The 25933-nt window shown below is 53.9% G+C and carries 32 protein-coding genes and 1 tRNA gene; 28 read left to right on the forward strand and 5 right to left on the reverse strand.

Going from position 1 to position 25933, the window contains the following annotated elements; all coding sequences use genetic code 11:
- Positions 1 to 16: 16 nt before the first annotated feature.
- The 21 genes from rpsQ (at position 17) to prfA (ending at position 12100) form a co-directional block, all read left to right on the forward strand.
- Complete coding sequence (gene rpsQ, locus EV12_RS04745; protein ID WP_036912659.1) at positions 17 to 283, forward strand: 30S ribosomal protein S17; 267 nt, start codon at positions 17 to 19, stop codon at positions 281 to 283.
- On the forward strand, positions 280 to 645 hold the full coding sequence (rplN, locus tag EV12_RS04750) for a 50S ribosomal protein L14 (RefSeq protein ID WP_011131109.1): 366 nt from the start codon (positions 280 to 282) through the stop codon (positions 643 to 645). The genes rpsQ and rplN overlap by 4 nt, the downstream gene beginning before the upstream one ends.
- A gap of 1 nt (position 646) precedes the next feature.
- Entirely contained in the window at positions 647 to 1003 is a 357-nt protein-coding gene (gene rplX, locus EV12_RS04755) for a 50S ribosomal protein L24 (protein ID WP_036912662.1), read from the forward strand.
- A gap of 125 nt (positions 1004 to 1128) precedes the next feature.
- Positions 1129 to 1668, forward strand: a complete 540-nt coding sequence (gene rplE / locus EV12_RS04760; RefSeq protein WP_036912665.1) for a 50S ribosomal protein L5 — start codon at positions 1129 to 1131, stop codon at positions 1666 to 1668.
- Positions 1669 to 1692: 24 nt separating this feature from the next.
- Positions 1693 to 2094 carry a 30S ribosomal protein S8 gene (gene rpsH / locus EV12_RS04765; RefSeq protein WP_011131112.1) on the forward strand — a complete coding sequence of 134 codons (402 nt, stop codon included), beginning with the start codon at positions 1693 to 1695 and terminating at the stop codon, positions 2092 to 2094.
- A 15-nt stretch (positions 2095 to 2109) separates the two neighbouring features.
- On the forward strand, positions 2110 to 2649 hold the full coding sequence (rplF, locus tag EV12_RS04770; protein ID WP_036912668.1) for a 50S ribosomal protein L6: 540 nt from the start codon (positions 2110 to 2112) through the stop codon (positions 2647 to 2649).
- A gap of 33 nt (positions 2650 to 2682) precedes the next feature.
- Positions 2683 to 3051 (forward strand): 50S ribosomal protein L18, encoded by a 369-nt coding sequence (gene rplR / locus EV12_RS04775; protein WP_011826919.1) that lies wholly within the window; start codon positions 2683 to 2685, stop codon positions 3049 to 3051.
- 14 nt (positions 3052 to 3065) lie between these two features.
- Positions 3066 to 3698 carry a 30S ribosomal protein S5 gene (gene rpsE, locus EV12_RS04780; RefSeq protein WP_036912671.1) on the forward strand — a complete coding sequence of 211 codons (633 nt, stop codon included), beginning with the start codon at positions 3066 to 3068 and terminating at the stop codon, positions 3696 to 3698.
- 7 nt (positions 3699 to 3705) lie between these two features.
- Positions 3706 to 4161 carry a 50S ribosomal protein L15 gene (gene rplO, locus EV12_RS04785; RefSeq protein WP_036912674.1) on the forward strand — a complete coding sequence of 152 codons (456 nt, stop codon included), beginning with the start codon at positions 3706 to 3708 and terminating at the stop codon, positions 4159 to 4161.
- 107 nt (positions 4162 to 4268) lie between these two features.
- The gene (secY, locus tag EV12_RS04790) at positions 4269 to 5588 is read left to right on the forward strand and encodes a preprotein translocase subunit SecY (protein WP_036912676.1); all 1320 of its coding nucleotides are present in this window, start codon (positions 4269 to 4271) and stop codon (positions 5586 to 5588) included.
- A 40-nt stretch (positions 5589 to 5628) separates the two neighbouring features.
- Positions 5629 to 6177, forward strand: a complete 549-nt coding sequence (locus EV12_RS04795; protein WP_036912679.1) for an adenylate kinase — start codon at positions 5629 to 5631, stop codon at positions 6175 to 6177.
- Between the two features lie 46 nt (positions 6178 to 6223).
- Positions 6224 to 6337 carry a 50S ribosomal protein L36 gene (rpmJ, locus tag EV12_RS13145; protein ID WP_072014279.1) on the forward strand — a complete coding sequence of 38 codons (114 nt, stop codon included), beginning with the start codon at positions 6224 to 6226 and terminating at the stop codon, positions 6335 to 6337.
- 107 nt (positions 6338 to 6444) lie between these two features.
- Positions 6445 to 6810 carry a 30S ribosomal protein S13 gene (gene rpsM, locus EV12_RS04800; RefSeq protein ID WP_036912683.1) on the forward strand — a complete coding sequence of 122 codons (366 nt, stop codon included), beginning with the start codon at positions 6445 to 6447 and terminating at the stop codon, positions 6808 to 6810.
- Between the two features lie 63 nt (positions 6811 to 6873).
- Positions 6874 to 7266 (forward strand): 30S ribosomal protein S11, encoded by a 393-nt coding sequence (rpsK, locus tag EV12_RS04805; protein WP_036912685.1) that lies wholly within the window; start codon positions 6874 to 6876, stop codon positions 7264 to 7266.
- A gap of 43 nt (positions 7267 to 7309) precedes the next feature.
- Entirely contained in the window at positions 7310 to 8248 is a 939-nt protein-coding gene (locus tag EV12_RS04810; RefSeq protein ID WP_036912688.1) for a DNA-directed RNA polymerase subunit alpha, read from the forward strand.
- Positions 8249 to 8284: 36 nt separating this feature from the next.
- On the forward strand, positions 8285 to 8635 hold the full coding sequence (rplQ, locus tag EV12_RS04815) for a 50S ribosomal protein L17 (protein WP_036912692.1): 351 nt from the start codon (positions 8285 to 8287) through the stop codon (positions 8633 to 8635).
- Positions 8636 to 8673: 38 nt separating this feature from the next.
- Positions 8674 to 9561 (forward strand): tRNA pseudouridine(38-40) synthase TruA, encoded by an 888-nt coding sequence (gene truA, locus EV12_RS04820; protein ID WP_036912695.1) that lies wholly within the window; start codon positions 8674 to 8676, stop codon positions 9559 to 9561.
- A 200-nt stretch (positions 9562 to 9761) separates the two neighbouring features.
- A complete protein-coding gene (rplM, locus tag EV12_RS04825; protein ID WP_036912698.1) occupies positions 9762 to 10214 on the forward strand; it encodes a 50S ribosomal protein L13 in 453 nt (150 codons plus the stop codon).
- Positions 10211 to 10618, forward strand: a complete 408-nt coding sequence (gene rpsI, locus EV12_RS04830) for a 30S ribosomal protein S9 (protein ID WP_011826929.1) — start codon at positions 10211 to 10213, stop codon at positions 10616 to 10618. The genes rplM and rpsI overlap by 4 nt, the downstream gene beginning before the upstream one ends.
- 48 nt (positions 10619 to 10666) lie before the next feature.
- Positions 10667 to 10948, forward strand: coding sequence for a 50S ribosomal protein L31 (rpmE, locus tag EV12_RS04835; protein ID WP_036912701.1), 282 nt, complete (start codon positions 10667 to 10669; stop codon positions 10946 to 10948).
- A gap of 54 nt (positions 10949 to 11002) precedes the next feature.
- The gene (gene prfA / locus EV12_RS04840) at positions 11003 to 12100 is read left to right on the forward strand and encodes a peptide chain release factor 1 (protein WP_036912704.1); all 1098 of its coding nucleotides are present in this window, start codon (positions 11003 to 11005) and stop codon (positions 12098 to 12100) included.
- Here prfA and EV12_RS04845 read toward each other — a convergent pair.
- Entirely contained in the window at positions 12078 to 12623 is a 546-nt protein-coding gene (locus tag EV12_RS04845; RefSeq protein WP_036912742.1) for an HNH endonuclease, read from the reverse strand. The two genes, prfA and EV12_RS04845, sit on opposite strands and share 23 nt — an antisense overlap.
- Positions 12624 to 12696: 73 nt before the next feature.
- Here EV12_RS04845 and alr point away from each other — a divergent pair, with 73 nt between their 5' ends.
- Complete coding sequence (alr, locus tag EV12_RS04850; RefSeq protein ID WP_036912707.1) at positions 12697 to 13893, forward strand: alanine racemase; 1197 nt, start codon at positions 12697 to 12699, stop codon at positions 13891 to 13893.
- A 64-nt stretch (positions 13894 to 13957) separates the two neighbouring features.
- A tRNA-Ser gene (locus EV12_RS04855) sits at positions 13958 to 14046 on the forward strand.
- Between the two features lie 721 nt (positions 14047 to 14767).
- Here the strand turns inward: EV12_RS04855 and EV12_RS04860 are convergent.
- A complete protein-coding gene (locus tag EV12_RS04860) occupies positions 14768 to 15655 on the reverse strand; it encodes a serine hydrolase (protein ID WP_036912709.1) in 888 nt (295 codons plus the stop codon).
- Positions 15656 to 15673: 18 nt separating this feature from the next.
- Here EV12_RS04860 and EV12_RS04865 point away from each other — a divergent pair, with 18 nt between their 5' ends.
- Together EV12_RS04865 and EV12_RS04870 are read left to right on the forward strand one after the other, a co-directional pair.
- Positions 15674 to 16426, forward strand: a complete 753-nt coding sequence (locus EV12_RS04865; RefSeq protein ID WP_036912712.1) for a C40 family peptidase — start codon at positions 15674 to 15676, stop codon at positions 16424 to 16426.
- A gap of 43 nt (positions 16427 to 16469) precedes the next feature.
- Entirely contained in the window at positions 16470 to 17432 is a 963-nt protein-coding gene (locus EV12_RS04870; RefSeq protein WP_036912715.1) for a glycosyltransferase family 2 protein, read from the forward strand.
- On the opposite strand, the gene EV12_RS04875 is transcribed toward EV12_RS04870, so the two are convergent.
- Positions 17390 to 17869: a hypothetical protein gene (locus EV12_RS04875; protein ID WP_036912718.1), complete on the reverse strand. Its 480-nt coding sequence runs from the start codon at positions 17867 to 17869 to the stop codon at positions 17390 to 17392. The two genes, EV12_RS04870 and EV12_RS04875, sit on opposite strands and share 43 nt — an antisense overlap.
- A 141-nt stretch (positions 17870 to 18010) precedes the next feature.
- On the opposite strand from EV12_RS04875, the gene EV12_RS04880 reads away from it, so the two are divergent.
- Both EV12_RS04880 and EV12_RS04885 read left to right on the forward strand, forming a co-directional pair.
- The gene (locus EV12_RS04880) at positions 18011 to 18127 is read left to right on the forward strand and encodes a photosystem I reaction center subunit VIII (protein ID WP_011131134.1); all 117 of its coding nucleotides are present in this window, start codon (positions 18011 to 18013) and stop codon (positions 18125 to 18127) included.
- 44 nt (positions 18128 to 18171) lie between these two features.
- Entirely contained in the window at positions 18172 to 18735 is a 564-nt protein-coding gene (locus tag EV12_RS04885) for a photosystem I reaction center protein subunit XI (RefSeq protein ID WP_036912719.1), read from the forward strand.
- A gap of 785 nt (positions 18736 to 19520) precedes the next feature.
- On the opposite strand, the gene psaB is transcribed toward EV12_RS04885, so the two are convergent.
- Entirely contained in the window at positions 19521 to 21770 is a 2250-nt protein-coding gene (gene psaB / locus EV12_RS04890) for a photosystem I core protein PsaB (protein WP_036912722.1), read from the reverse strand.
- A gap of 21 nt (positions 21771 to 21791) precedes the next feature.
- Complete coding sequence (psaA, locus tag EV12_RS04895; RefSeq protein WP_036912725.1) at positions 21792 to 24122, reverse strand: photosystem I core protein PsaA; 2331 nt, start codon at positions 24120 to 24122, stop codon at positions 21792 to 21794.
- 454 nt (positions 24123 to 24576) lie between these two features.
- Between psaA and EV12_RS04900 the strand changes: the two genes are divergently transcribed.
- Positions 24577 to 25933: hypothetical protein (locus tag EV12_RS04900; RefSeq protein WP_241477273.1), on the forward strand; the 1357-nt coding region annotated here is incomplete at its 3' end.

Here is a 25933-nt window from a genome sequence, read left to right on the forward strand (position 1 = left end):
TTTTCCCTTAGAACCCATGGCACTCAAGGAAAGACTCGGCACCGTCGTCAGCGACAAGATGGACAAAACAGTAGTGGTAGCGGTGGAAAACCGCTACCCCCATCCCATCTATCAAAAGACGGTCAGCCGAACCACCCGTTATAAAGCCCACGACGCTGGTAACACCTGCCGCGTCGGTGATCGCGTGCGAATCACTGAGACACGCCCTCTCAGTCGATCAAAGCGTTGGACGGTTGCTGAAGTCCTCAGCCACAGTCCCAAAGCTCAAGAGGTCTCCACATGATTCAGCAGGAATCCTTCCTCACTGTTGCCGATAACAGTGGCGCCAAGCGCATCCAATGCATCCGTGTGCTGGGCTCAAACCGTCGCTATGCCCATGTAGGCGACGTCATCGTGGCAGCGGTAAAAGACGCGATGCCGAATATGAGCGTCAAGAAATCCGAGGTCGTCAAAGCTGTGGTGGTTCGCACAAAAGCAACACTGCGCCGAGACACTGGCAACTCGATTCGTTTCGACGACAACGCCGCGGTGCTCATTAACGAGGACAAAAACCCTAGAGGCACTCGTGTTTTTGGGCCGGTGGCTCGGGAACTTCGCGAGCGCAATTTCACCAAAATCGTATCCCTCGCTCCGGAGGTGATCTGAAATGCCTATCGCAACCCCCAAACAAAAAACCACTCAGCGCATCAAGATGCGCATCCATAAAGGGGACACCGTCCAAGTCATCACAGGCAAGGACAAAGGAAAAACAGGCGAAGTGCTACGCACTCTGCCCATAGAGAACCGCGTCATTGTGCAGGGCGTCAACATTCGCACCCGTCACGTCAAACCCACCCAAGAGGGAGAAAGCGGCAGGATTGTCTCAGAGGAAGCGTCCGTACACGCCTCCAACGTGATGCTCTATTCCAATAACAAAAAGATCGCCAGTCGTGTGGAGCTGGTTGTCGAAAAAGACGGCAGCAAAAAACGCCGCCTCAAAAAAACCGGGGAGTTGATCGACTAATCACAACTCCAACCACAGAACCCTGGGCTATCTAAATCACAATTTCCAGCCCACCAACACCAACTTCCCTTCCTTTCCAATCCACGATCTTCTGACCACGTCCAGAAGAACCCTTCCACCAAGCCATGTCACTCAAACAGCGCTACCGGGAGACCATTCAGCCCAAACTGCTGAAGGACCTAAGCCTCTCGAATATTCACGAAGTCCCCAAGGTGCTAAAAATCACCGTCAACCGAGGGCTCGGTGAGGCCGCCCAAAACGCAAAGTCCTTGGAGGCCTCCATTACTGAACTGGCTACTATCACTGGCCAGAAAGTTGTCGTGACTAGGGCCAAGAAGGCCATCGCTGGCTTCAAAATCAGGCAGGGAATGCCCATAGGTTGCGCCGTCACACTCCGCGGAGAGCGGATGTATGCCTTCCTGGAGCGCCTGATCAATCTTGCACTGCCCAGAATCAGGGACTTCCGAGGTGTCAGCCCAAAGAGTTTTGACGGCCGTGGAAATTACACCCTTGGAGTGAGGGAGCAACTCATCTTCCCTGAGATTTCCTTCGACAAGGTCGACGCCATCAGGGGTATGGACATCACCATCGTGACCAGCGCCCGTACGGATGAAGAGGGCCAATCCCTCCTCCGAGAGATGGGAATGCCGTTCCGCAGCAACTAAGCCCTCTTCGGAGACGACTGAACTATGGCCAACCACGATCCAATCTCAGACATGCTCACCCGCATCCGCAATGCGAGTGAAAAACGTCACCAAACCACCCGCGTTCCTGCCTCTCGCATGTCACGCAGTATTGCCAAAGTCCTACAGCAAGAGGGCTTCATCTCTGAAATCAGCGAAGAAGGTGAGGGTGTACGCACCCATCTAGTCCTCGAATTGAAGTACAGCGGCAAGCACCGCCATCCCACCATCCGCTCAATGCAGCGGGTGAGCAAGCCAGGCCTGCGCATCTACAAGAACACCCGTGCCCTACCCAAGGTCCTTGGTGGCCTTGGGATGGCAATCATCTCCACTTCCAAAGGCGTGATGAGCGACCGCGATGCCCGCAAACAGGGCGTTGGCGGAGAAGTGCTCTGTTACGTGTACTGACCCGGAACCTGAACCATGTCTCGTATCGGTAAGAATCCCATCCCCATCCCCGACAAGGTGGCCGTGACCCTTGATGGTCTTGCGGTCAGCGTCAAGGGTCCCAAGGGAGAACTGAACCGCACCCTTCCAGAAGGCGTCAGCGTCAGTCAGGTGGAGAACACAATTGTGGTTACACCCACTAGTCAGAAACGTATGTCGCGTGAGCGTCACGGTCTCTGTCGCTCGCTTGTCGCCAATATGGTTGAAGGGGTGAGCAAGGGCTACACGCGCAAACTAGAACTCATCGGTGTGGGCTCACGTGCACAAGTGAAAGGCAAAAAGCTTGTAGTGAGTGCAGGTTTCAGCCACCCGGTGGAAATGGACCCTCCCGAGGGAATCACCTTTGCAGTAGAGAACAACACCAACGTCACCGTCTCAGGAGCAGACAAGGAACTGGTGGGCAATGAAGCTGCAAAGATCCGAGCCATTCGTCCACCTGAGCCCTACAAAGGCAAGGGGATCAGATACGAGGGCGAACGCATCCTGCGCAAAGCCGGCAAATCCGGCAAGAAATAGAGGTCTGCCTGACTTCCCTCCGCATTACCCACCATGTCTAACCTCTCCCGAAAGCAGCAGACCCAGAAGCGCCATCGGCGCCTGCGGCGCCATCTCAATGGCACCGCCCAGCGTCCGCGCCTGGCTGTATTTCGCTCCAACAACCACATCTATGCCCAGGTCATTGATGACGAAGCCCAAAACACCCTTTGCGCCGCCTCGACTCTCGACAAGGACTTACGCACCAGCCTTAAAGCCGATGGCAGCAGCTGTGACGCCTCCAATGCCGTCGGGGACTTAGTCGCAAAACGCGCCCTCGCCAAGGGCATCCAACAGGTGGTCTTCGATCGCGGCGGCAACCTGTACCACGGCCGAGTGAAATCCCTCGCCGATGCCGCCCGGGAAGCGGGCCTTCAGTTCTGATCCCTGCTCTCACCATGACCCAACCCAACACCCAGACCACCCCCAATGACGTCCCCGCAGCTGCGGAAGGTCAACAACAAGAACAACAGCAACAGCAACGCCGTGGCGGGGGGCGTGAGCGCAGAGGTGGCGGACGCCGAGGCGACCGCCGAGGCCAAGAGCGTGATTCCGAATGGCAAGAACGCGTCGTTCAGATTCGCCGCGTCTCCAAAACCGTAAAAGGTGGCAAAAAGATGAGTTTCCGGGCCATTGTGGTTGTCGGCAACGAGCGTGGCCAAGTGGGTGTTGGAGTCGGCAAAGCCGGCGATGTGATCGGTGCTGTTCGCAAGGGTGTCGCTGATGGCAAAAAGCACCTGGTCAAGGTTCCTCTCACTCGTCACAACTCCATCCCCACCCTGTCCAACGGACGCGAAGGTGCTGCCAATGTGCTAATCCGCCCCGCTGCCCCAGGAACAGGGGTCATCGCAGGCGGTTCAATTCGCACAGTTCTGGAACTAGCCGGAATCAAAAACGTTCTAGCGAAGCGTCTCGGCAGCAAAACCCCTCTAAACAATGCCCGAGCTGCCATGGTGGCTCTGGCAAATCTCCGCACCCATAAGGAGACCGCAAAAGAACGGGGGATCTCCCTCGAGCAGATCTACTCCTGATTCCCCTATGACTACTCTTCGACTCGACTCTCTCAAAGCCAACGCAGGTGCAAGACGCCGCAAAATGCGTAAAGGTCGCGGCATTGCCGCTGGCCAAGGAGCAAGCTGTGGTTTCGGCATGCGTGGCCAAAAGTCCCGCTCTGGTCGCCCTACCCGCCCTGGCTTCGAAGGCGGGCAGATGCCTCTCTATAGGCGCGTACCCAAACTCAAACACTTCACCACAGTGAACTCAAAAGAGTTCACTGTGGTGAACGTAGCGGCCCTCAATGAACTCAAGACGGGTAGCACAATCAATCTAGACACCCTTGTCAAAAGTGGTGTTGTCACTAGTCCCAAGCACCCTTTAAAGGTACTTGGCAATGGAGAGCTCAAAGTCAAGCTGACCATTCAGGCCGCTGCATTCACCACTACAGCCCGCAACAAGATCGAAGCCGCTGGCGGCACATGCGAAATCCTTGACTGAAACGATGGCAAGTCAAGACACCTGCATGTCTATGGTCTGAGCAGTCCGACGAGTCTTCGGGCAACGGACTGCTTTATTGCTTCAAACCCACCCAATCCCTTCCCTCAATGCTCGTCAGTCGGGGTCGCAACCCCAGTGCCGCTGAAGTCATCAGCCAATTGGTGCGCAACCCAGAGCTGCGCGGCAGAGTGCTGACCACCCTGGGATTACTTCTATTTATTCGCCTCGGCATCTACATCCCAATGCCAGGTATTGATCGGGAGGCCTTTCAGAGCTTCCTGCAACAGGGAGGGCAGCTGATCGGATTTCTAGACATTTTCACCGGTGGAGGCATCTCCACCCTGGGGATTTTCGCTCTTGGGATCCTCCCATTCATCAACGCCTCAATCATTCTCCAATTACTCACAGCAGCTCTACCCCAACTCGAGGACCTGCAAAAAAACGAAGGCGAGGCTGGTCGTCGCAAGATCGCACAGATCACCCGCTATGTAGCTCTTGGCTGGGGTCTTGTTCAAAGTGTGGTTTTTGCCCTGATCCTTCGCCAGTACGCCGTGGAAGGGCTCAGTGAGGTCGTCTTTGTCGTGCAGACAGCCCTGGCATTAGTAACAGGCTCCATGATCGTGATGTGGATGAGCGAAATCATCACTGACCGAGGGATTGGTCAAGGGGCCTCTCTTGTGATCTTCCTGAACATCGTTGCCACCCTGCCAAAAGCACTAGCTTCAACGATTGAAAAAGCACAGACCGGTGATCGCGGCGATGTGGTCGGCATCATTGTGCTCGTGATGGTTTTTCTAATGACAATCGTTGGGATCATCTTCGTGCAGGAGGGATCCCGCCGCCTGCCGATTGTGAGCGCAAAACGACAGATAGGTGGAACCAATTTGCTACCAAACCGCCAGAGCTATTTACCTCTGAAGCTGAATGCCGGTGGTGTGATGCCAATCATCTTTGCTTCTGCACTGATCTTTCTACCAATCACCATTGCGAACTTCACCAAAAACCCTTTACTCATAAGGGCTGCAAGCACTCTTAACCCAGGTGCCGCTAATCCATGGCCCTATGCCTTGGTGTTTTTCGCGCTGATTGTCGGCTTTTCTTACTTTTACGCCTCACTCACCATCAATCCAATAGACATCGCCACAAACCTAAAACGGGGAGGCGTTGCCATCCCAGGAGTGAGGCCAGGCAGTGCTACAGCGAACTACCTATCCGGGGTTCAGAACCGACTGACCCTGCTTGGCGGATTGTTCCTCGGTGCAGTTGCGATCATTCCCGCCGCGGTGGAACGCGCCACCAACGTTCAGACCTTTCAAGGCCTCGGAGCTACGTCACTGCTGATCCTTGTAGGTGTTGCCATCGACACGGCAAAACAAGTTCAGACCTACGTGATCTCTCAACGCTACGAAGGCCTTGTCCGCCAATGAACGATTCCCCACTTCGCCTCAAAGCCCTTTTTTGCCATCCATGAAGCAACGTCTCCTATTCCTAGGGCCCCCCGGCGCAGGCAAAGGGACCCAGGCTGAACGTCTCTGCGCAGCCCATGAATTAATGCACCTATCGACTGGCGATTTACTGCGTGCTGAGGTGGGCGCCAAAACATCCCTTGGTCAGGAGGCTGCTGCTGTTATGAACCGAGGCGAGCTGGTCAGCGATGAGCTGGTGCTCGCCATCGTCGAAAACCAACTCAAGAACCAAAGTGGTGGTTGGCTCTTGGATGGTTTTCCACGCACCCTGATCCAAGCCACAGCACTCGAACCCTTGCTTGAGGAACTCAAGCAACCAATTGAGGCTGTTGTACTACTGGAACTCAACGATGCAGTGTTAATTGAACGGTTAATTTCCCGAGGCCGCAGTGATGACAACGAAAGCGTGATTCGTAATCGTCTTGAGGTCTACCGCGAAAAAACAGCCCCACTTATCGACCATTACCGTCAACAAGGACTGCTACAAACGGTGGAAGCCCACGGCAGTATCGAATCAATCGCTATCAGCATCGAAAAATCTCTATGTTGACCTACGTGGTAGGGTTGCCGTTTGGAAATTTGGAGAGCCACACTCCATGAAGGTGCGTGCCTCGGTCAAGAAAATGTGTGAGAAGTGCCGGGTGATCCGCCGCCACGGCAGGGTCATGGTGATCTGCTCCACCCCTAAGCACAAGCAGCGTCAGGGATAACTCCCTGTTCCTCATTGATGATTGAACAGCACTGAATTGGGCCGTCAATCATCACCAACTCTCTCGCCACCATCGGCGACCCCTATCCCCCCTCGATTAACTGCTAAGTGGCACGGATTGCTGGCGTAGACATACCCCGTGATAAGCGGGTTGAAGTTGCACTCACCTACATCTATGGGATTGGTCTAACCCGCGCCAAAACCATCCTGACCAAATCTGACGTCAATCCTGACATCCGAGTCAAGGATCTTGAAGATGGAGATGTTCAGAAGCTGCGTACGGCCATAGAAGCCTTCACGATTGAAGGAGACCTTCGACGCCAAGAGGGCATGGCCCTCAAGCGACTGCAAGATATCGGTTGTCTTCGGGGACGTCGACACCGCATGAGCCTCCCAGTTCGCGGTCAACGCACCAGAACCAATGCCCGTACCCGCCGCGGCGCACGGAAAACCGTGGCTGGCAAGAAAAAATAAGCAACATCTACTTGAGCTGCCCAGGCAGACCCTCCCAAAACCGTATCTACCAGGCCCCAGCCCATGGCCAAACCCACCAAAAAGACAGGTTCCAAAAAGACCAAGCGCAACGTTCCCAATGGCGTTGCACATATTCAGAGCACCTTCAACAACACGATCGTCTCAATCACAGATACAGCTGGGGAAGTTATCGCCTGGTCATCTGCTGGAGCCAGTGGCTTCAAGGGTGCTCGTAAAGGCACACCCTTTGCTGCGCAAACTGCAGCTGAAGCTGCAGCCCGTAGGGCTCTCGAACAGGGCATGCGTCAGATCGAGGTACTGGTTCGTGGACCCGGCTCCGGCCGTGAAACCGCCATCCGCGCCCTGCAGGTGGCAGGCCTCGAAATCACTCTTATTAGAGACGTCACCCCAATCCCCCATAACGGTTGCCGTCGGCCCAAACGCCGGCGCGTCTGAACCCCGTTTCACTCCCTAGCTCCTGCCCTCTCTCCCCGCGACCGTGCTGCAATACCAGATCGACCGAATCGAGCATCAAGTTGCCGATGATCGCGCCCAAACAGGCGTCTTCCTCATTGGCCCGCTCGAACGCGGGCAAGCCACCACACTGGGCAATTCCCTACGCAGGGTGCTGATGGGTGGGCTTGAGGGAAGCGCCATCACAGCCGTGCGCATTGCCGGTGTCAACCACGAGTACGCGACCATCCCCGGAGTCCGAGAGGATGTGCTCGACATCTTGTTGAACTGCAAAGAGCTCTCGGTAAACAGTCGCACAAGTGAACTAGAGATCGGACGACTTGTGGTTACCGGCCCAGCCCAGGTCAAAGCTAAAGACCTGCAATTCTCCTCGCAAGTCCAAGTGGTGGATGGAGACCGCCAAATTGCCACAGTGCATGAGGGTCACAGCCTTGAGCTAGAAGTGCATGTGGAGCGAGGGATCGGTTACCGGCCTGTTGATCGCCACAACGAAGATATCAGCGCCATTGATCTACTGCAGATCGATGCTGTGTTCATGCCTGTCCGTCGGGTGAACTTCACCATCGACGAGACCGCCGTCGCAGAAGGAGGCTCAACCCGCGAGAGGCTGCGCATAGAAATTGTCACCGATGGTTCAACCACACCAGATGATGCCCTTGCAGAGTCAGCCAACCTACTGATCGAACTCTTTCAGCCGCTTGCCACCGTCACCATGGTGGAGGAGCCTGGCCTGGAACCAGAGCCTTCCGCTGAATCACAAATCCCCCTTGAAGAGCTCAACCTTTCTGTAAGGGCTTACAACTGCCTCAAGCGAGCTCAGGTGAACTCAGTGTCTGATCTGATGGGCTTCAGCTATGAGGACCTGCTTGAGATCAAGAACTTCGGTTCCAAGTCTGCAGACGAGGTCATCGAAGCCCTAGAGCGCATCGGCATCTCAATTCCTCAGAGCCGTACCAGCGCCTAACTCTTTTCACCTTCCCGCCCGGCCCCACCGAGAACCATGCGTCACCAATGTCGAGTCCCAAAGCTTGGGCGCCCAGCTGATCAACGCAAAGCCATGCTTCGCGGTCTGACCACTCAACTCATCCGTGAAGGCCGTGTCACAACAACCAAAGCCAGAGCCAAGGCCCTTCGGGACGAGGCCGAACGAATGATCACTCTGGCCAAAAACGGGAGCTTGGCATCAAGACGCCGCGCAATCGGATACATCTACGACAAGCAACTGGTCCATGCGCTTTTCGACAAGGCCCAAGACCGTTACAGCGATCGTCAAGGCGGCTACACACGCATCATCCGTACGGTGCCTCGCCGCGGCGACAATGCTGAGATGGCAATCATAGAGTTGGTCTAAAGCCTGGGGACAGTTACGACATGCTGGACTGATCAGCAATGTTCCCAAAACCAAAAGTCGAATCGCCAAAAAGTACGCCAGTCCGACGTATTGGCCTCAGCTTGCAATATGAAGGTTCAAACTTTTGCGGTTGGCAGCGTCAACCGCAAGCGGTGAGCGTGCAAGAAGTACTTGAAGAGGCAATCTCCCAGCTAGATCCTCAGAGGCCTATTCAGGCCATTGCAGCAGGTCGCACAGATGCTGGTGTCCATGCCGCGGGCCAAGTTGTGCACTTCGACTGCTCTGGCCCCATCCCAGCGGAACGTTGGGCGCCTGCTCTAAACGGACGATTACCTAGCACGATTCGTGTGCGGGAAGCAGTGGCACGCCCAGCCACCTGGCATGCATGTCATTCAGCCACATACCGAAGATATCGCTACACGATCTACAACGGTCGGCGACCCAATCTGTTCCTCACCCCCTGGAGCTGGCACCGATACCACGTGCGCCTTGATGAAGCCGTGATGCAAGTGGCTCTAGAGGGGCTCCTGGGGTTGCAAGACCTCAGCGCTTTTCAACGGGCTGGCAGTCGTCGAGCCCATGCCCGCACCACAATTCAGGAGGTAAAGATTGAGCGGCAGGGAGATTTATTAGTGTCTGAGATCCAAGCCAGCGGCTTCCTCTATGGCATGGTGCGACTATTGATGGGCCAATTGGTGGCCTTGGGCGAACACCGACTTAATCTTCAAACCTTTGAGCGCCGCTGGAAGGAGAAACGCCGTCAAGAAGTGAAAGAAGCGGCACCAGCTCAGGGGCTTTGCCTACTGCGTGCAGGGTACGAAGAAAACATTTTCTCTGAAGGCGGTTGGTATGACTGCCAACCGCGGTATTCCCTCGGAGCAAATGATCCTCCTTTGGATCCTCCATCTGCACCGAAGTCAAGCTGAACTCCTCCGCCACGACTCACCCCTAGGGCAAACACAAGGGCTTCGCGACCCATCCCATGAGTGATCTTTTGGATTTGCTCCCACGAAAGGCTAAAGTTGCAGATCGAGCTTGATCAGGCTCAGACCTAAATGTGCCTGATGCTCCTTACCCAGCACTATCCCCTTGCGATAGTGCATCTCCGAACCGGCATGCCGGCGTGATGAACAAGACCTCCGTTCCCTCAATTGATTCGATCGATCGCCAGTGGTTTCTGGTGGATGCAGAGAATCAGACACTCGGCAGACTTGCGACTGAGGTGGCCTCTGTGCTGCGCGGCAAGAACAAGCCAAGCTTCACCCCTCACCTGGATACCGGTGACTTTGTTGTGGTGGTCAATGCGGACAAAATCAGAGTCAGCGGCAACAAGGCGAATCAAAAGCTCTACCGCCGTCACTCTGGTCGTCCAGGAGGGATGAAGGTTGAAACCTTCCAAGCGTTGCAGGATCGTCTACCTGAACGCATCGTTGAAAAAGCCATTAAAGGGATGCTTCCTCACAACGCCCTTGGCAGACAGTTGTTCCGCAAACTTAAGGTCTACCGCGGCCCGGAACATCCCCATTCCGCCCAGAGACCCCAAACCCTTCAGCTCAATCCCGCCGCTTCATCGCAATGAGCAGTTCCAACAACAGCGTTGTCTACTGGGGCACTGGCCGCCGTAAGACCTCCGTTGCCCGCGTTCGCCTTGTCCCTGGCACTGGCACGATCACCATCAATGGACGCCCCGGTGACCACTATCTGAACTTCAACCCCGCCTATCTCGCGGCAGTGAAAGCACCCCTGCAAACCCTTGGTCTAAACGAGCAATACGACGTCCTCGTCAACGTTCACGGTGGTGGACTCACCGGCCAAGCCGACGCCATCAAACAGGGTGCGGCACGAGCCCTGTGTGAGTTATCAGCAGACAACCGTAAACCGCTCAAAACTGAAGGCCATCTCAGCAGAGATCCCCGCGCCAAGGAACGTCGCAAGTACGGCCTAAAGAAAGCTCGCAAAGCTCCTCAGTTCTCCAAGCGCTGATCCTTCACCCCTCCTACTTGCCCCTGCCTGCCATCTCCTGATCCTGATATGCCTAAACCTGATATTCATCCCAACTGGTATCCCGACGCAAAGGTGATCTGCAATGGAGAGGTGGTGATGACCACCGGGTCCACCCAACCAGAACTCCACGTTGATGTGTGGAGTGGTAATCACCCCTTCTTTACCGGTACCCAGAAAATCCTTGATACTGAAGGACGCGTGGATCGCTTCATGCGCAAGTACGGCATGGGCAGTGCCGATGCCACTGCGGATGAAAAAAACCCAGACGCCAAAAACAACAACAAGGACAACACATCTAAAGAAGACTGAGCTGTTGTCCTCAAAGACTTCGCCGGGTGCCAATAACATCCGCTGTTGATGGGTATGGACTCTTCAACCCTCATCACTCGGCTGGAAACAGCCAAGACCAGTTTTCAAAGTCTGGAGCGCCAGCTAGCTGATCCCGATGTGGCAGCTGATCCCAAACTTCTTGAAAGTATTGCTCGAGAAAGAGCACGCCTAGAACCCCTCGTACTCGATTTTGAAGCGCTCCAGCATGTGGAGCAGGAATGGCAAGAGACCAGGCAGCTACTACGAGAAAGTAGAGGTGATGAAGCCATGGAGTCTTTAGCCCAGGAAGAGTTGCAACAACTAGGGGCACGCAAAACAATCTTGGTGAGACGCCTCACCCTGGCCCTACTCCCAAGTGATCCACGTGATCAACGCAGCGTCATGTTGGAGATCCGCGCCGGTGCAGGCGGAAACGAAGCCTGCCTATGGGCAGGTGATTTAGCCCGCATGTATGAGCGCTACGGTCAACGCATTGGCTGGTCAGTCCAACCGTTGAGTGCAACAGAGGCCGATCTAGGGGGATTCCGTGAGCTAATCCTCTCAATCAAAGGCGATGCCGTCTTCAGCCAACTGAAATTCGAAGCAGGCGTGCATCGAGTTCAACGGGTTCCTGCTACAGAATCCCAAGGTCGTGTGCACACCTCCACAGCAACAGTGGCCGTGATGCCAGAAGCTGATGCAGTGGAAGTGCAGATCGATCCCAGCGAACTAGAAATCAGCACTGCTCGCTCAGGCGGGGCTGGCGGACAAAATGTCAACAAGGTTGAAACGGCAGTGGACCTGCTCCACAAGCCCACCGGTATCAGGGTGTTCTGCACCCAGCAACGCTCCCAACTGCAGAACCGAGAGCGTGCCATGGAAATCCTGCGAGCGAAGTTACTGGAGAGACAAATTGCAGAAGCCAACGCGCGTGAAAGCTCAACGAGAAGAGCTCAAGTGGGAACTGGCGACCGCAGCGAAAAGATCCGCACCTACAACTACAAAGACAATCGCACGACTGACCACCGATTAGGACGCAATTTCTCCCTAGAGCCAGTGCTGACTGGCCAGCTGGAAGAGCTGATCGGCGCCTGCATTGCCGAAGAACAACGCCATCAACTGGAAGAACTCAGTCATCAGGAGGAAGGCTGACGTTGAGGCTGGTATCACCAGAGCCCCAGCCGATGACATACTTTTCCCACTCGCTGTGTCGGCCCGAGTGAATCTGTCGGGTCGCCTCAAAACTGAGACTGCTGAGTGGTCGCCGCGGCAACCGATGCAGAGGCATTTCAGCCTCCTGAGGAGTACGGCTGCCCTTACTTACATTGCAAATCAAGCAAGCCGTGGTGACGTTTTCCCAGGTATCGCTACCGCCACGGCTGCGAGGGATCACATGATCTATGGAGAGTTTCTCTCCTTGGTAACCGCAGTATTGACAACTATGACCATCGCGAAAAAACACATTTCGACGAGTCAGTGGCAATTGCCGAAAAGGCACCCGAACAAAATGCCGCAACCGAATCACCGTAGGGAGCATGGTGTCCTCGCGAATCATGCGTGAGGAATCCTGTTCCAGGCTCTCCGCCTTGCCCTTGAACATCATCACCAGGGCGCGTCGCCAGGTGGTGATGTTCAGAGGCTCATAGGACGCATTGAGAACGAGAACCTGGCTCATGCCAGCCCCCTGATTAAGCGCCATGCTACCGACACCCCAAGGGTGAAGTCATTCCCTTGTTTACCCTGCCAGCATGCGAGACCTGATCGCCACACACGGTGATCTGCCTAGGAGCAAAAACCCTGAGCAGGTGGCAAAAGCCGATCCACGTCAGCGGGCCTGGGTGGAAGTTAATCCCGCAGCTGTGGAAGCCAATTGCCGCAGCCTTCGGAGACACCTTTGTGAAAATTGTGCCCTGATGGCCGTGGTGAAAGCTGATGGCTATGGCCATGGCGCTGTAACCGTAGCCCGAGCCGCCTTGCAAGGAGGAGCAAAAAGCCTTGGGGTAGCAACCCTCCAAGAAGGAATCGAGCTTCGTCAAGCCGGCCACAATGCCCCAGTGCTTGTGCTAGGCAATCTCACCCATAGCGAAGACCTGAAAGCTTGCCTTCATTGGCAACTCATGCCCACCCTCAGCAGTATGCGAGAGGCTCTGCTCTGCCAAAACCTTGCAGATGGCAGCGGCCGACAATTCAGGATTCAGCTCAAAATCGATACTGGGATGACCCGCCTCGGCTGCGAGTTAAAGGAAGCTCCCAGGCTGGTGGAGGCGATAGGTCACCTCAATCAACTCGAATTAAAGGGTATCTATAGCCATTTAGCCCTGGCAGATGGGGATCTCCAAGGTGAAGCCGCAATGGTGACTGATCAGCAGCAGCAACACTTTGAGGCGGTGCTAAGAACGCTGCCAGAGCAACACAATGGATTTGTGCGGCACCTTGCCAACTCCGCAGGCACCCTTCGCGATCGCGGACTCCACTACGACATGGTGCGCGTTGGCCTGGCTATGTATGGCCACAGCCCCAACCTGCAACTACAAGGGAAAGTAGACCTTCAGCCAGCTCTGAGCGTCAAAGCAAGGGTGACACTCATCAGGGATGTGCCTGCAGGTGTGGGAGTGAGTTACGGCCATCGCTTCACCACACGACGCCCCAGTCGCCTAGCAGTCGTAGGAATCGGCTATGCCGACGGGATTAGCCGATCCCTATCAGGCCAAATCTCTGCAATAGCCGATGGTCAGCTTCTCCCCCAGGTTGGCGCCATCACCATGGATCAACTCGTGCTTGATGCCACAAATCACCCCGACCTAGAGGTGGGAAGCATCGTGACCCTCCTAGGCAAGGACGGCGACGCCTGCATTACACCACAACAATGGAGTGATCTCAGTGGATCAATTCCATGGGAGGTGCTTTGTAGCTTCAAACATCGACTGCCCAGGCTAGTGGTTTGACACCAAACCCAGACAACTAAAACAAAGCACTAGATGTGGGTATTGGTAGGGTATGCAGGCCGCTGGAGAGGTGGCCGAGTGGTTGAAGGCGGCTCCCTGCTAAGGAGTTACAGGAGGCAACTCTTGTCGAGGGTTCGAATCCCTCCCTCTCCGTTGAAAGTCAGTTTCCGAGAGTGCCAGGCACTCCTCAAACGGCTTTAATCGACTGCTATCAAACAGTTCCTGCGTGTCAAACGGATTTGCGCCATTTGGACCAGCTGCGAGCTTGTGTTGTCCAAGAAGTTGTCCAATAATCAGCAAGAATTTTTCTTCGTGGCGTGGCAAATCGCTTTGACTGCAAAGGCATGCAAGGAATTCGTTGTCCAATTCTGCGTAACGTTCAGCGAAAGGCTCTCCAGCTCGACAAAAGCAGGCAATGATCACATCTAAAAAACTTATTATTTTTTGCTCAACTACCCAAGCTGGGACTGAAAAGTATTAAACATCTAACAAATTCTCTACCATTTTTACGCCTCTAAAGACGATTCATTAAATAGGGTATAGCAGGAGGATTTGCCTCCTCTGCCTAAGTATCTAGATTCCAAAGCATGTGTTAGCGTTTGACTTCAAGTATAATATATGTCGATTTTTGCTAAATCAATCCCGCTTTACCCGACTTGATTGAATCGATCTACTCAAGCCCCGCTAAACGAGAGAAGCGGGAGCACTTTTAAAAAGATAAAAGGATATGAATTCACTAGATCACTTGCTGTTACAGGCTTTATCTATATAGACAAATATAATTTAGACATGCATTGGCTGTTTTGTACCGCTTTCACTCAAACTCAACTTTTTTTATCGTTTAATTTACTTAGTAGCCTCAATTCTTTTAACCCTATAGCTTGCTCAATTCGCGAGCCATTGCCGGCAAAAGGGTTGTGTCATTAGCTCGCTCCCTTCCTTGAGTGAAGACCACCAAAAGCATCGGTCTGCCTCCTTGTAAAGACCACCAAGCCGCATCATGACGAGCCTGACTCATCCAGCCAGCCTTACTCCACAAACGGGATCCCACCGGCAAACCTTCTCCAAGAAATCCATCCACCTGATTCTCTGGATCCGCCTTGCGCTGCAAGAGATCAATAGACCTTGAAAGGAGCTGCCGCAGGCGCTTACAGGCCAACGGAGACACCAAGGCATCAGTCATCACTGACTCAAGCATGCGAGCTGTAGCTGCGGTGGTTAACGCATTGCGATTACCGAGACCTTCGCCATAAAAATCTCGCTCTCGACCATAAGGTCCATCACCCCAGGTCTTCTGGCAACAGTTCACCTTTTCCAACTCTTCCCAGCCCAACCCTTGCAGCCAGTCGTTCACCAGGTGGCGCTGCTGCTGCCAAGTCTGCCAGCTTTCTCCCAGCAGCGATGGGCCGCTTGTCGTACCGGTGAGCAGATCCAACACAAGGCTTGTGGCGTCATTACTCGAGTCAGCAATCATGTCTCGCATCGCCCGACGAAGCTCATCGACCTCTGGCAACAGGTCCTGCTGAAGCCATGCCTCAGCAGCAAGGGCATAGACAAGCTTGACAACACTGGCAGGGAAAAGAATGCGCTGATCCGACCAACCCGCCCCCGAGCCACTTCCGGGAGTTGGATCAGAACAGTCATAACGAACCCAGCTGATCGCCACGCTGTTATGAAGGCCAGGGCGCCTCTCTGCCGCCAATCGATCCAAAAGCCCCGTTAGCTGAGCCTGCATAGCACTATCGGGGCGGTAGAACGCCATTGCTAATCACTTCAGGCAATGCCGACCCTAGGCACCCCAATCACCACTGACCTTCTTGCTCCAGGCAGCTGCTGGCAACTGCAAAGGGGAATTAACGGTTATGCCGGTGTCGAAGGAGCAGAACTAGCCACCCAGGCGACGGCAGGCCGAAGCTTTGAAGTGCTCGATCCAGCGAAGCACAACAAATATCAACAGCCACTAGCTCGGCTATGGGTGCGGCTAATGGAAGACGGATACCCCTGCTGGCTTGATCTAAGCGAGGTGAACAGCCAGATCATTCGACGGGGAAGCTGGCGACCTCAACTGCTTGTCATCAGAGAGATCCGGCAACGACTAGCGGCTGTGATGAGCTGGGTGGAAGCAGCAGCCAACCAGCCAAACACTTACCTATGGGGCGGCAGCATAGGGCCAGATTTTGACTGCTCCGGCCTGATACAGACCGCCTTTGCTAGTCAAGGCATCTGGCTACCGCGAGACGCCTATCAGCAGGAAAGGTTCTGTACCCCGCTGGCAGTGAAGCCTGACAACACCCAACGACTTCAAACTGGAGACCTGCTTTTCTTTGGTACGCCAGAACGCTGTACCCATGTTGGGCTTTATCGCAGCGAAGGGCACTACTGGCACAGCTCCGGCAAGGAGTTTGGTCGCAACGGAATCCATTGCGAAGGCCTGCATCCCCGCAACACCCATCCAGTGGCCTGCCACTATCGAGGCCAGCTACGCGGAGCGGGCCGAGTGGAACGCTGCCATGACGGAACCACCCTCCCATGAAGCGCAACGCCTAAGTTGCTCTCTACTGCGAAAGGCCTCCGGCATGACCTCGCCCCTGGATCTTTCCGTCGTCGTGCCCCTCTACAACGAGGAGGAAAGCCTGCCGGAGCTGGTGGATCAGTTAATTGTGGCGCTTCGTTCTACGGGTGAACGCTTCGAAATTGTGCTCGTAAATGATGGCTCCACCGACGGCACCGCCAAGGTGCTGGAAGAGCTGATATCTGAAAAAACTGAACTTGTTGGCGTGCTGCTACGCAAAAACTACGGCCAAACGGCCGCCATGGCTGCAGGATTCGACGTATCCCAAGGTGAAGTCATTGTCAGCATCGATGGCGATCTCCAAAACGATCCCGCCGACATCCCACTACTCCTGTCGAAGTTGCGTGAGGGATACGACCTCGTTAGCGGCTGGCGTCATCAACGCCAGGATGCTGCCCTAAAGCGCAAGCTGCCCTCAAAAATTGCAAATCGCCTGATCGGCCGCGTTACCGGTGTACGACTGCATGACTACGGATGCTCACTGAAAGCCTATCGGAAAGAAATTCTGACCGACATGCGTCTCTACGGAGAGCTACACCGCTTCCTGCCGGCTTTGGCCTTTATCGAAGGGGCTCTGATCACCGAAGTGAAAGTCAACCACCGTGCACGCCAATACGGCAATAGCAAATACGGGATCGATCGCACCTTCCGCGTGTTGATGGACCTTTTCACCGTGTGGTTTATGAAGCGCTTTCTGACCAGACCGATGTACGTCTTCGGCTTCGGCGGGTTGGTCGCCATGGGCGGGAGCCTGCTGACCAGTACATATCTACTGACGATCAAGCTGATGGGAGAAGACATCGGCAACAGACCACTACTCACCATGGCTGTAGTGCTTGGCCTGACAGGAGTTCAGTTGTTCTGCTTTGGACTACTGGGTGAGTTGGTCATGCGCACCTACCACGAAAGCCAAGGACGACCGATTTACCGCATACGGGCGACATTGCGCGGCGGCGGGGCCTCTTGAATGACAACAGCACGCGATTTGCCCCGATAGCGTCCAATTGCTGCCGCTGCGGCAGCGACAACACGGCCATCGGAGTCATGCAGCCCCTGCCGCAACAGTGACATAACCGAAACATGACCCCAGAGGCCTGCCAGGGTCACAGCCTCTAATCTTTGCTCAGGGCCTGCATCCATGGCCTCACGTAGCTGCCTTTGCAGAGCAAGGCGTTCAAGAGACGTAGCCGGTGAATTCCATGTGACCGGACTCTCAATGGCCAACGAAGCGGAATCCTCAGATCCCTGCCATTGAGGCTTAACTAGGGTTAGCTGAACACGATTCAAAGCAGCCACGCTGCTGGCGTCGGTACTGCTCAGCAGGAGCTTGCGAGGGCGTCTACCCAAACCCCAGAGCACCAGGGTGAGAGCTAAAACAGCAGCACCAGCAAACAGTTGATTCATTGAAAGATTGCTCGGTGAACCGGCGGTAACCGATGATGAGCCCGATAGTGATGGATTGAACTTTTATGTCGCCAAGAGGGCCTGAATCGGCCCTCATCAAAGGCGATCTATACAGTAGCTATGGAACCTTTGGCTGACGCCATGACAAGTGATTTTGCTGCCACCTGGCTGCCTGCGGTGTTTGTACCCCTGATTGTGCTAGTGACACCTGCAATTTTCATTGTCCTAGTGGGTCGCCATATCACAGCTACCGACTGAGCTGTAGACGCTTAACCCCAGCCAACCGACTCCCCTAATACCGAATGACTGACGAGAACCTGCCCCTAGGCCCCAAGAAGCTCAACGAAAAGTACCGTGACCGAGGGCACGTAGAAGAGTGGGCTGTGCAGCCTGCCGCTGACCCCTGTGTCGGGAACCTGGCCACTCCAGTCAATAGTGGCTACTTCGTGAAAGCCTTAGTCAACAATCTTCCCCTCTACCGCGAGGGTATTTCTGCAAACTTCCGCGGTTTGGAAACTGGGGCCGCGATCGGCTACTTCATTTACGGTCCCTTCTTAGTGATGGGTCCGCTAAGAACCACCGATTTTGCAACAACCGCAGCTTTATTGGCAACAGTTGGAGCAGTCCATATCCTTACTGCTCTTTTAGTGCTTTACAACGTCCCCGGCAAGGCACCCACCGTGCCACCACCGGACGTCACTGTTGCTAACCCTCCTGCTGACCTGTTCACAAGGAAAGGCTGGGCCGACTTCACAAGTGGCTTTTGGCTGGGCGGATGCGCGGGCGCAGCCTTTGCATGGTTCCTATGCAACACTTTGCACATGCAACCACTGCTGAATGTTCCCATGAATGTCTGGGCTTCTTAAGACTCAAGAAGTTTTCACATCCTCAAATCGAAAAGGAAAAAACCTTCTCCTGGGGTGGCTTGATTGCTTCCCCAGGTTTTTTATTGCTTCAAGAGTTCCAAGTCATGATGAAAGGCCAATGATTAAAAGTCTTTCAAAGTTGAAATAATAAAGCTGCCTCTAGGCCTCATAAGCTAATCACTTTGGGAATTGCATTCCCCGCTAAGGAGAGACGGCAACACCCCCTCAACAACAAAGCACATGCATTGCCAAAAGAGGCGCTGAGAAGATTGTGGTGAGCCTAAAAAGTCGTGTTGAAGTAGAGATAGACAATTAGATTAGAGACAGTGAGGTCTCCTCAAAGTGAATAAACTGGCAGAGCCAATGGGGCTGCATTCTCATCTTGGCATTTGCCAATGCAAAGAGAAATGAAAGCCTAATCTAAGCAAACCACCTAATAAGATTCCTTGAGCTGACTTGTATAAATAGAACGCATTAACTCAGGGACAAGATGGCCCATACAAAGCGCCTAAGAAGGAGCGCTCTATCGTTATATGGACAAACTATTGATAGCTTTCAATTGTCATCATTTTGTCAATTAATCCAATCCAGGCCGAACACTTTGGCTGTCCAGTTTCAAGGGATTTAACGAGCTATTGCCATGCATAGCCTGAAAAATAAAATGCATGTACAAGCCAATTTTCTAAGAACGAATCTATCCAATAAGGCAAGAAAAAACCCCGTCAAGTAAACCTGACGGGGAATATCTTTGTGCCATGGAATCGGCTAACTAGCAAGCAAGGGTGTTATCCAAACTTACTTGATGTAGAGGCAATCACGAAGGCACCGAAAGTAAAGATGTTCCCCACTGCGAAGTGAGTCACACCAACCAAACGGGCCTGAACGATCGAAAGAGCTACTGGCTTATCACGCCATCCAACCAAGTTGGCAATCGGCGAGCGCTGGTGAGCCCAAACGAGAGTTTCAATCAGCTCCTGCCAATAACCCCTCCAAGAGATCAGGAACATGAATCCTGTTGCCCAGACCAAATGGCCGGCCAGGAACATGAATGCCCAAGGCGAGAGGTTGTTGATCCCAAATGGGTTGTAGCCATTGATGATCTGAGAACTGTTAATCCACAGATAATCCCTGAACCAACCCATCAAGTGGGTACTGGACTCATTGAACTGAGCCATGTTGCCCTGCCAGGCGGCAAGGTGCTTCCAGTGCCAGTAATAAGTGGCCCAAGCAATGGTATTCAATGCCCAGAAAATGGCCATATAAGTGGAGTCCCACGCAGAGATGTCGCAGGTGCCTCCACGGCCAGGTCCATCACAGGGGAAGGAGTAGCCGAAGTCCTTTTTGTCGGGCATCAGCTTGGAACCCCTTGCATCAAGTGCTCCCTTGATCAAGATCAAAGCAGTGGTGTGAAGACCCAAGGCAATGCCGTGGTGAACCAGGAAATCTCCTGGGCCAATGGGCATGAAGTTGGAAACTTCAGGACTGGCATTCACCAGATCCATCCAGTAGTGCTCACCAGGCATCCCAGCAGCAGCAAGGGATGGTGCACTATTTGCATTCGCAAGCAGCACATCAAGGCCGTACATGACCTTACCGCTGGCAGCCTGAAGGAACTGGGCAAAAATGGGCTCAACAAGGATCTGCTTTTCGGGGGTTCCGAAAGCAATCACCACATCGTTATGGAGATACAGCGCCAGGGTATGGAAACCGAGGAGCATGCAAACCCAGCTCAAGTGACTGATCAGTGCTTCTTTAGTTTCTAAGACCCGTGCAAGAACATTGTCCTTATTGGCCTCAGGGTCGTAGTCACGGACGAAGAAGATCGCTCCGTGGGAGAAGGCACCGCACATCAAGAAGATGGCGATGTACTGATGGTGGGTATAAAGAGCTGCCTGAGTTGTGTAGTCCTGAGCAATAAATGCATACGAGGGCAAGGCACCCATGTGATGCGCTACAAGACTGGCTGCTGTACCTAGACAGGCAAGAGCAAGACCCAGTTGGAAGTGCAGTGAGTTGTTGATCGTATCGGTGATCCCGGTGTGGTTAAGACCGTAGTGACCGATTTTTTCTCGGAAACCATCCTTATGAGGATCATTAGGATGATTCGTGTTGTGACCATCGGTAATCTCCTTAAAGGTGTGACCGATACCGAAACTGTTCCGGTACATATGGCCACCGATGATCATCAAGACGCCAATCGCCAGATGGTGATGTGAGATGTCAGTCAGCCAAAGCGCACCGCTCTGGGGATGGACACCACCGAGGAAGGTAAGGATGGCCGTACCGGCACCTTCAGAGCTGCCAAACACCTGGTTCAAGGAATCAGGATTCTGTGAATAGGCACCCCAGTTTCCTGTAAAGAAGGGGGTCAACCCTTCAGGGTGTGGCAGAACTGTGAGGAAGTTGTCCCAACCGACGTGTTGACCACGGGACTCGGGAATAGCCACGTGAATCAGGTGTCCAGTCCAGGCGATGTTGGTGAAACCGAACAGCACTGCGAGGTGATGATTCATCATCGCCTCAGCGTTCTTAAACCAAGCAAGCGAAGGACGGAATCTTGGCTGCAAATGCAACCAGCCACCGAACAAGAGCCAAGCAACCAGGATGTCAATGAAGATTGCACCCTGATATAGCTCTGTATTGGTGCGCATTCCAATGGTGTACCACCAGTGGTAGACACCGGAATAACAAAGATTTACTGGACCGGATGAACCCGCTTGTGTCAAGGCATCACTGATGCCTTGACCAAAATGAGGATCCCAAATTGCGTGAGCGATGGGGCGAACGTTCTGTGGGTCGGCGACCCACTGCTCGAAGTTGCCCTGCCAGGCGACATGGAACAGGTTGCCTGCAACCCAAAGACCAATGACAGCGAGATGACCGAAATGGGTAGAGAACAGCTTTTGGTAAAGCCGTTCTTCAGTCATGCCGTCGTGGCTCTCGAAATCGTGAGCCGTGGCAATGCCGTACCAAATACGGCGGGTTGTAGGGTCCTGTGCCAGACCCTGGCTGAACGAAGGAAATTTCGTTGCCATGTGGGGAAAGGTCAGGAAAGGTCAGCCGAGCCCAAGAAGGCGGGCGTGGAAGAAGGCCCAGGTGGTCACAATGCCACCGAACAGGAAGTGGGTTACACCAACTGCACGGCCCTGTGTAATGGATAGAGCCCTAGGCTGAATGGTGGGAGCAAGCTTGAGCTTGTTATGAGCCCAAATAATGGATTCAAACAGCTCCTGCCAATAGCCACGGCCGCTGAACAGGAACATCAAGCTGAAGGCCCATACGAAGTGGCCACCCAGGAACAACAGGCCATAGCCGCTGAGGCCAGAGCCATAGCTCGTGAGCACCTGTGAGGACTGAGCCCAGAGGAAGTCACGGAACCAACCATTCACAGTGATGGCGCTTTGGGCAAAGTTGCCTGAAACGAGATGGGTAACGGTGCCATCTGAATTGACAGTGCCCCATACATCGCTTTGCATCTTCCACGAGAAGTAGAAGATCACCATCGAGATGGAGTTGTACATCCAGAACAGGCCCAGGAACACGTGGTCCCAAGAAGAAACCTGGCAGGTACCACCACGACCTGGTCCGTCGCAAGAGAAACGGAATCCAAGGTTGGCCTTGTCAGGGACAAGACGGGAACTGCGCGCAAAGAGCACACCCTTAAGAAGGATGAGGCAAGTTACGTGAATGGTGAAGGCATGGATGTGGTGAATCATCAAATCGGCTGTTCCCAAAGGAATAGCCATCAGAGCCACCTTGCCGCCAACTGCTACAACTCCTCCGTTGAACACGTCGCTAACTGCGCCAGGCAAGCCTTGGGTCGTGCCAACAACAGAAGAGGTACCAATAGACGATGCCCAAAGGTTTTGAATCCACTGTGCCAAGACAGGCTGCAACTGAATTGCAGAGTCGCTGAACATGTCTTGGGAACGACCCAAAGCACGCATGCTGTCGTTGTGTACATAAAGCCCAAAGCTGTGGAAGCCAAGGAACATGCACACCCAGTTGAGGTGGCTGATGATTGCATCGCGCGCCTTGAACACACGGTCAAGAACGTTGTCGACGTGCACTGAGACGTCATAGTCGCGAATCACTGCGATGCCAGCGTGAGCCGCAGCACCACAAATCATCAAGGCACCAATCCACATGTGGTGAGTGAATAGCCCAAGAACTGTTGGGTAATCAATCGCGAGGTATGGATAAGGCGGTAGCGCATACATGTGGTGTGCAACCACGATGCTGGCAGAGCCAATGCAGGCCAAGTTGACTGCCAACTGAGCATGCCAACTGTTGGAGAGGAACTCAAAGAGACCTTTGTGACCATTTGGTGCTGGGAACAAGAGGGGGTCACCCTTTACGTTCCCTAGGATCTCTTCCAACTTGTGACCAATACCGAATCTATTGCGGTATACGTGGCCACCAAACATCAAAAAGCCCGCCCATGCCAAATGGTGGTGAGCAACGTCAGTACTCCATAAGGCGCCGGTTACAGGATTAACTCCACCGTTGTTGGTAAGGAAATCACTGAAGGCCCACCAATTAGCCGAGAAGAAATTCCCGATGCCTGAAGCAAGACCGGGGTAAATCTGGCCAACGAGATCTGCATTGTAGAACTCGTGAGGCAGGGGGATGTCCGCAACGCTGGCAATGGTTTTGCCATCAAGAACCATCGGACTACCAGCATCAATGGCGTCCAAAAGGGCGTTGGTGGGATTGGCAACGTGGATCAGGTGTCCAGTCCAGCCAATTGAACCCAGACCAAACAGACCAATCTGATGGTGCTGAAGCATGGACTCAATCTTCTTGAACCACTCAAGCTTTGGAGCTGCTTTGTGGTAGTGGAAGATTCCTCCATGGAGAACCAATGCAGCCATGATTAGGGCACCGGTGGCCAGAGCCATGAGCTCGGTCTCACTGGTGATGCCCCAGGCCCTCCACATTTGGAAAATGCCGGAGGTGATCTGGATGCCGTTAAAACCGGCACCCATATCAGCATTCATGATTTCTTGACCGACGATTGGCCAAACGACCTGCGCACTTGCTTTCACGTGCGTTGGGTCGGCTAGCCAGCCGCCGTAGTTGGAAAAGCGGGCACCGTGGAAGAAGGCACCGCTCATCCAAATAAACACTATGGCCAAATGGCCGAAGTGAGCCGAAAAGATCTTCCGGCTGGTCTCTTCCAGATCCCCAATGTGGGTATCGAAGTCGTGGGCGTCAGCGTGGAGGTTCCAAATCCAGGTTGTGGAGTTTGGTCCCTTAGCGAGGCTTTTCGAGAAAAATCCGGGTTGTTCGAATTTTTCGAAGTCGGCTGGAACGTGGTCCCGGTCGACTGGTTGATCGTAAATAGGCTTCGCTTTTTCCCCACGCTCTGGTGGGCTGATGGTCATCGAGAGGTTCCTCGAGGGACGGGATCGAGGTGGAGGGCCACCCCTTCGACAGGCCCAAAGGCTTGCCGGGGCCCCGGAGACACCACCACCGAAGTGGTGCTGATACCGGGCGCCAGCACAAGTCAAAAGTCGAAACTCAGACTCGCACTGGAGCTATGGGCCCCTACAAGGGGACCGCTTCCAGAAGCATAAAGCTGAGCACCACTCACTACGACAGCAAGTAACAAATGTTCTATCCGGTCGCTAATCAGTGGGGGCCTGGCGTCTGCAGAAGGGCCGCTGACAGAAGCGGATCATTAATACACGTAAGTTTACAACTGCAAGAGAAGCATATTTTCAGCGCTAATTAACATAAATCAATCAACTAATCCAACACTGCCGCCTTGCAAGGAGTTGCCACGCTTTTACCCACACCGGGTGGCTGCCCAGAATGACGAAATCTTGCCCCCTTCCAATGCCGCTTTCGAGCCGGCGTCATCAGTTCAATCTGTCGTCATGGCATGGGAAGGCCATGCGTCTATTGCAAGGCCTGGTGTTGGTTGTGCTGCTGAGCATCTCTGGGCTCTCTCCCGCACAAGCCCTGCCAGGCTGGCCCTTTGACAACCAAAACAGGGAAGGTTCAGCGACTCAAACCTTGCTCGAGCCAGCGCCAACTGGAACTCTGCAAGAGATTGCCCCACCAGGCGCAGTACAACAAATACGAGAGCAACTAGCCAAGCATCACCCACAACTGAGCCTGGAAAGCCCAACGGACGGGACAGTACTGAAGGATGAGGGGAGCTGGGAGCTCTTGCTCAATTTGAAGGACTGGCCACTCGCCAACGATCCAAAACTAGGCCTCGGTGCCCATGTTGTAGTGCAACTTGATGAGAAGCCACCGCTGCGCATAAGCGAGGCAGATGGTCCCCAACTGCGAATTGTGATGGAGGGCCTGCAGCCTGGAAGTCACAGACTTAGCGCCTACGCCGCTTATCCCTGGGGGGAAGCTGTAAAGGATCCCAAGGCCAGCCTGCAATGGCGTCTCCATCAGCTACAACCTCTGCAAAGAACTCAACCGACAGAAGATGAACCTTGGTTCGTCACCGTTAGCCCGTCAGAACTCAGCAACACTGAACCCCTTCTATTGGACTGGTTGATCTGGAATGCTCCTATTCAGAACCTTAAAGAAGGCGATGGCCGCTGGCGACTCCAAGTGAGTGTGAATGGTGAAAGCTTCCAAGTCACTCACCAAGACGCCATCTGGATCAAAGGCCTGCCCTCAGGATCAGGCCCAATTAGCGTTCAAACAGAGATGCTTGACGGCTTTGGTAAGCCAATTGATCCGGTATTCAACAACCAACTCAGGATTGTTCAGACCAGGACAGCAGACAAGCCAGCCTGGATGCAGGCAACGCTGACGAAGCAGCAAATAGCCAGACTCTTAGGGGAACCCCAGCCAGAAGAAGACCAGCCTTTGGCTGATCAAACCCCTCAAGACAAAACAGAACTCCCGCAAATCTCGACACTTGACAACGCATCAGAGTCAGAACCTCTCCAAGACGAACCTCCTTATCCGTCTGCGAAACAGGAATTAGCGCTCTCAAGCAAACCCGAGACAGAGTTAGAGATAGGAACCGAACTAGAACCAAACACCGAAACAGAAGCTGCTCTCAAGCCAACTCTTGATCTAGAACCAAACACCGAAACAGAAGCTGCTCTCAAACCAACTCTTGATCTAGAACCAAACACCGAAACAGAAGCTGCTCTCAAACCAACTCTTGATCTAGAACCAAACACCGAAACAGAAGCTGCTCTCAAACCAACTCTTGATC

The sequence above is a fragment of the Prochlorococcus sp. MIT 0701 genome (assembly GCF_000760295.1).
Lineage (GTDB): Bacteria > Cyanobacteriota > Cyanobacteriia > PCC-6307 > Cyanobiaceae > Prochlorococcus.

Bases quoted from the DNA above. Each gene is read 5' to 3' on its own strand.
- rpsQ (WP_036912659.1), top strand. From the start codon at position 17: ATGGCACTCAAGGAAAGACTCGGCACCGTCGTCAGCGACAAGATGGAC.
- rplN (WP_011131109.1), top strand. From the start codon at position 280: ATGATTCAGCAGGAATCCTTCCTCACTGTTGCCGATAACAGTGGCGCC.
- rplX (WP_036912662.1), top strand. From the start codon at position 647: ATGCCTATCGCAACCCCCAAACAAAAAACCACTCAGCGCATCAAGATG.
- rplE (WP_036912665.1), top strand. From the start codon at position 1,129: ATGTCACTCAAACAGCGCTACCGGGAGACCATTCAGCCCAAACTGCTG.
- rpsH (WP_011131112.1), top strand. From the start codon at position 1,693: ATGGCCAACCACGATCCAATCTCAGACATGCTCACCCGCATCCGCAAT.
- rplF (WP_036912668.1), top strand. From the start codon at position 2,110: ATGTCTCGTATCGGTAAGAATCCCATCCCCATCCCCGACAAGGTGGCC.
- rplR (WP_011826919.1), top strand. From the start codon at position 2,683: ATGTCTAACCTCTCCCGAAAGCAGCAGACCCAGAAGCGCCATCGGCGC.
- rpsE (WP_036912671.1), top strand. From the start codon at position 3,066: ATGACCCAACCCAACACCCAGACCACCCCCAATGACGTCCCCGCAGCT.
- rplO (WP_036912674.1), top strand. From the start codon at position 3,706: ATGACTACTCTTCGACTCGACTCTCTCAAAGCCAACGCAGGTGCAAGA.
- secY (WP_036912676.1), top strand. From the start codon at position 4,269: ATGCTCGTCAGTCGGGGTCGCAACCCCAGTGCCGCTGAAGTCATCAGC.
- EV12_RS04795 (WP_036912679.1), top strand. From the start codon at position 5,629: ATGAAGCAACGTCTCCTATTCCTAGGGCCCCCCGGCGCAGGCAAAGGG.
- rpmJ (WP_072014279.1), top strand. From the start codon at position 6,224: ATGAAGGTGCGTGCCTCGGTCAAGAAAATGTGTGAGAAGTGCCGGGTG.
- rpsK (WP_036912685.1), top strand. From the start codon at position 6,874: ATGGCCAAACCCACCAAAAAGACAGGTTCCAAAAAGACCAAGCGCAAC.
- rplQ (WP_036912692.1), top strand. From the start codon at position 8,285: ATGCGTCACCAATGTCGAGTCCCAAAGCTTGGGCGCCCAGCTGATCAA.
- truA (WP_036912695.1), top strand. From the start codon at position 8,674: ATGTTCCCAAAACCAAAAGTCGAATCGCCAAAAAGTACGCCAGTCCGA.
- rplM (WP_036912698.1), top strand. From the start codon at position 9,762: ATGAACAAGACCTCCGTTCCCTCAATTGATTCGATCGATCGCCAGTGG.
- rpsI (WP_011826929.1), top strand. From the start codon at position 10,211: ATGAGCAGTTCCAACAACAGCGTTGTCTACTGGGGCACTGGCCGCCGT.
- rpmE (WP_036912701.1), top strand. From the start codon at position 10,667: ATGCCTAAACCTGATATTCATCCCAACTGGTATCCCGACGCAAAGGTG.
- prfA (WP_036912704.1), top strand. From the start codon at position 11,003: ATGGACTCTTCAACCCTCATCACTCGGCTGGAAACAGCCAAGACCAGT.
- EV12_RS04845 (WP_036912742.1), bottom strand. From the start codon at position 12,623: ATGAGCCAGGTTCTCGTTCTCAATGCGTCCTATGAGCCTCTGAACATC.
- alr (WP_036912707.1), top strand. From the start codon at position 12,697: ATGCGAGACCTGATCGCCACACACGGTGATCTGCCTAGGAGCAAAAAC.
- EV12_RS04860 (WP_036912709.1), bottom strand. From the start codon at position 15,655: ATGGCGTTCTACCGCCCCGATAGTGCTATGCAGGCTCAGCTAACGGGG.
- EV12_RS04865 (WP_036912712.1), top strand. From the start codon at position 15,674: ATGCCGACCCTAGGCACCCCAATCACCACTGACCTTCTTGCTCCAGGC.
- EV12_RS04870 (WP_036912715.1), top strand. From the start codon at position 16,470: ATGACCTCGCCCCTGGATCTTTCCGTCGTCGTGCCCCTCTACAACGAG.
- EV12_RS04875 (WP_036912718.1), bottom strand. From the start codon at position 17,869: ATGAATCAACTGTTTGCTGGTGCTGCTGTTTTAGCTCTCACCCTGGTG.
- EV12_RS04880 (WP_011131134.1), top strand. From the start codon at position 18,011: ATGACAAGTGATTTTGCTGCCACCTGGCTGCCTGCGGTGTTTGTACCC.
- EV12_RS04885 (WP_036912719.1), top strand. From the start codon at position 18,172: ATGACTGACGAGAACCTGCCCCTAGGCCCCAAGAAGCTCAACGAAAAG.
- psaB (WP_036912722.1), bottom strand. From the start codon at position 21,770: ATGGCAACGAAATTTCCTTCGTTCAGCCAGGGTCTGGCACAGGACCCT.
- psaA (WP_036912725.1), bottom strand. From the start codon at position 24,122: ATGACCATCAGCCCACCAGAGCGTGGGGAAAAAGCGAAGCCTATTTAC.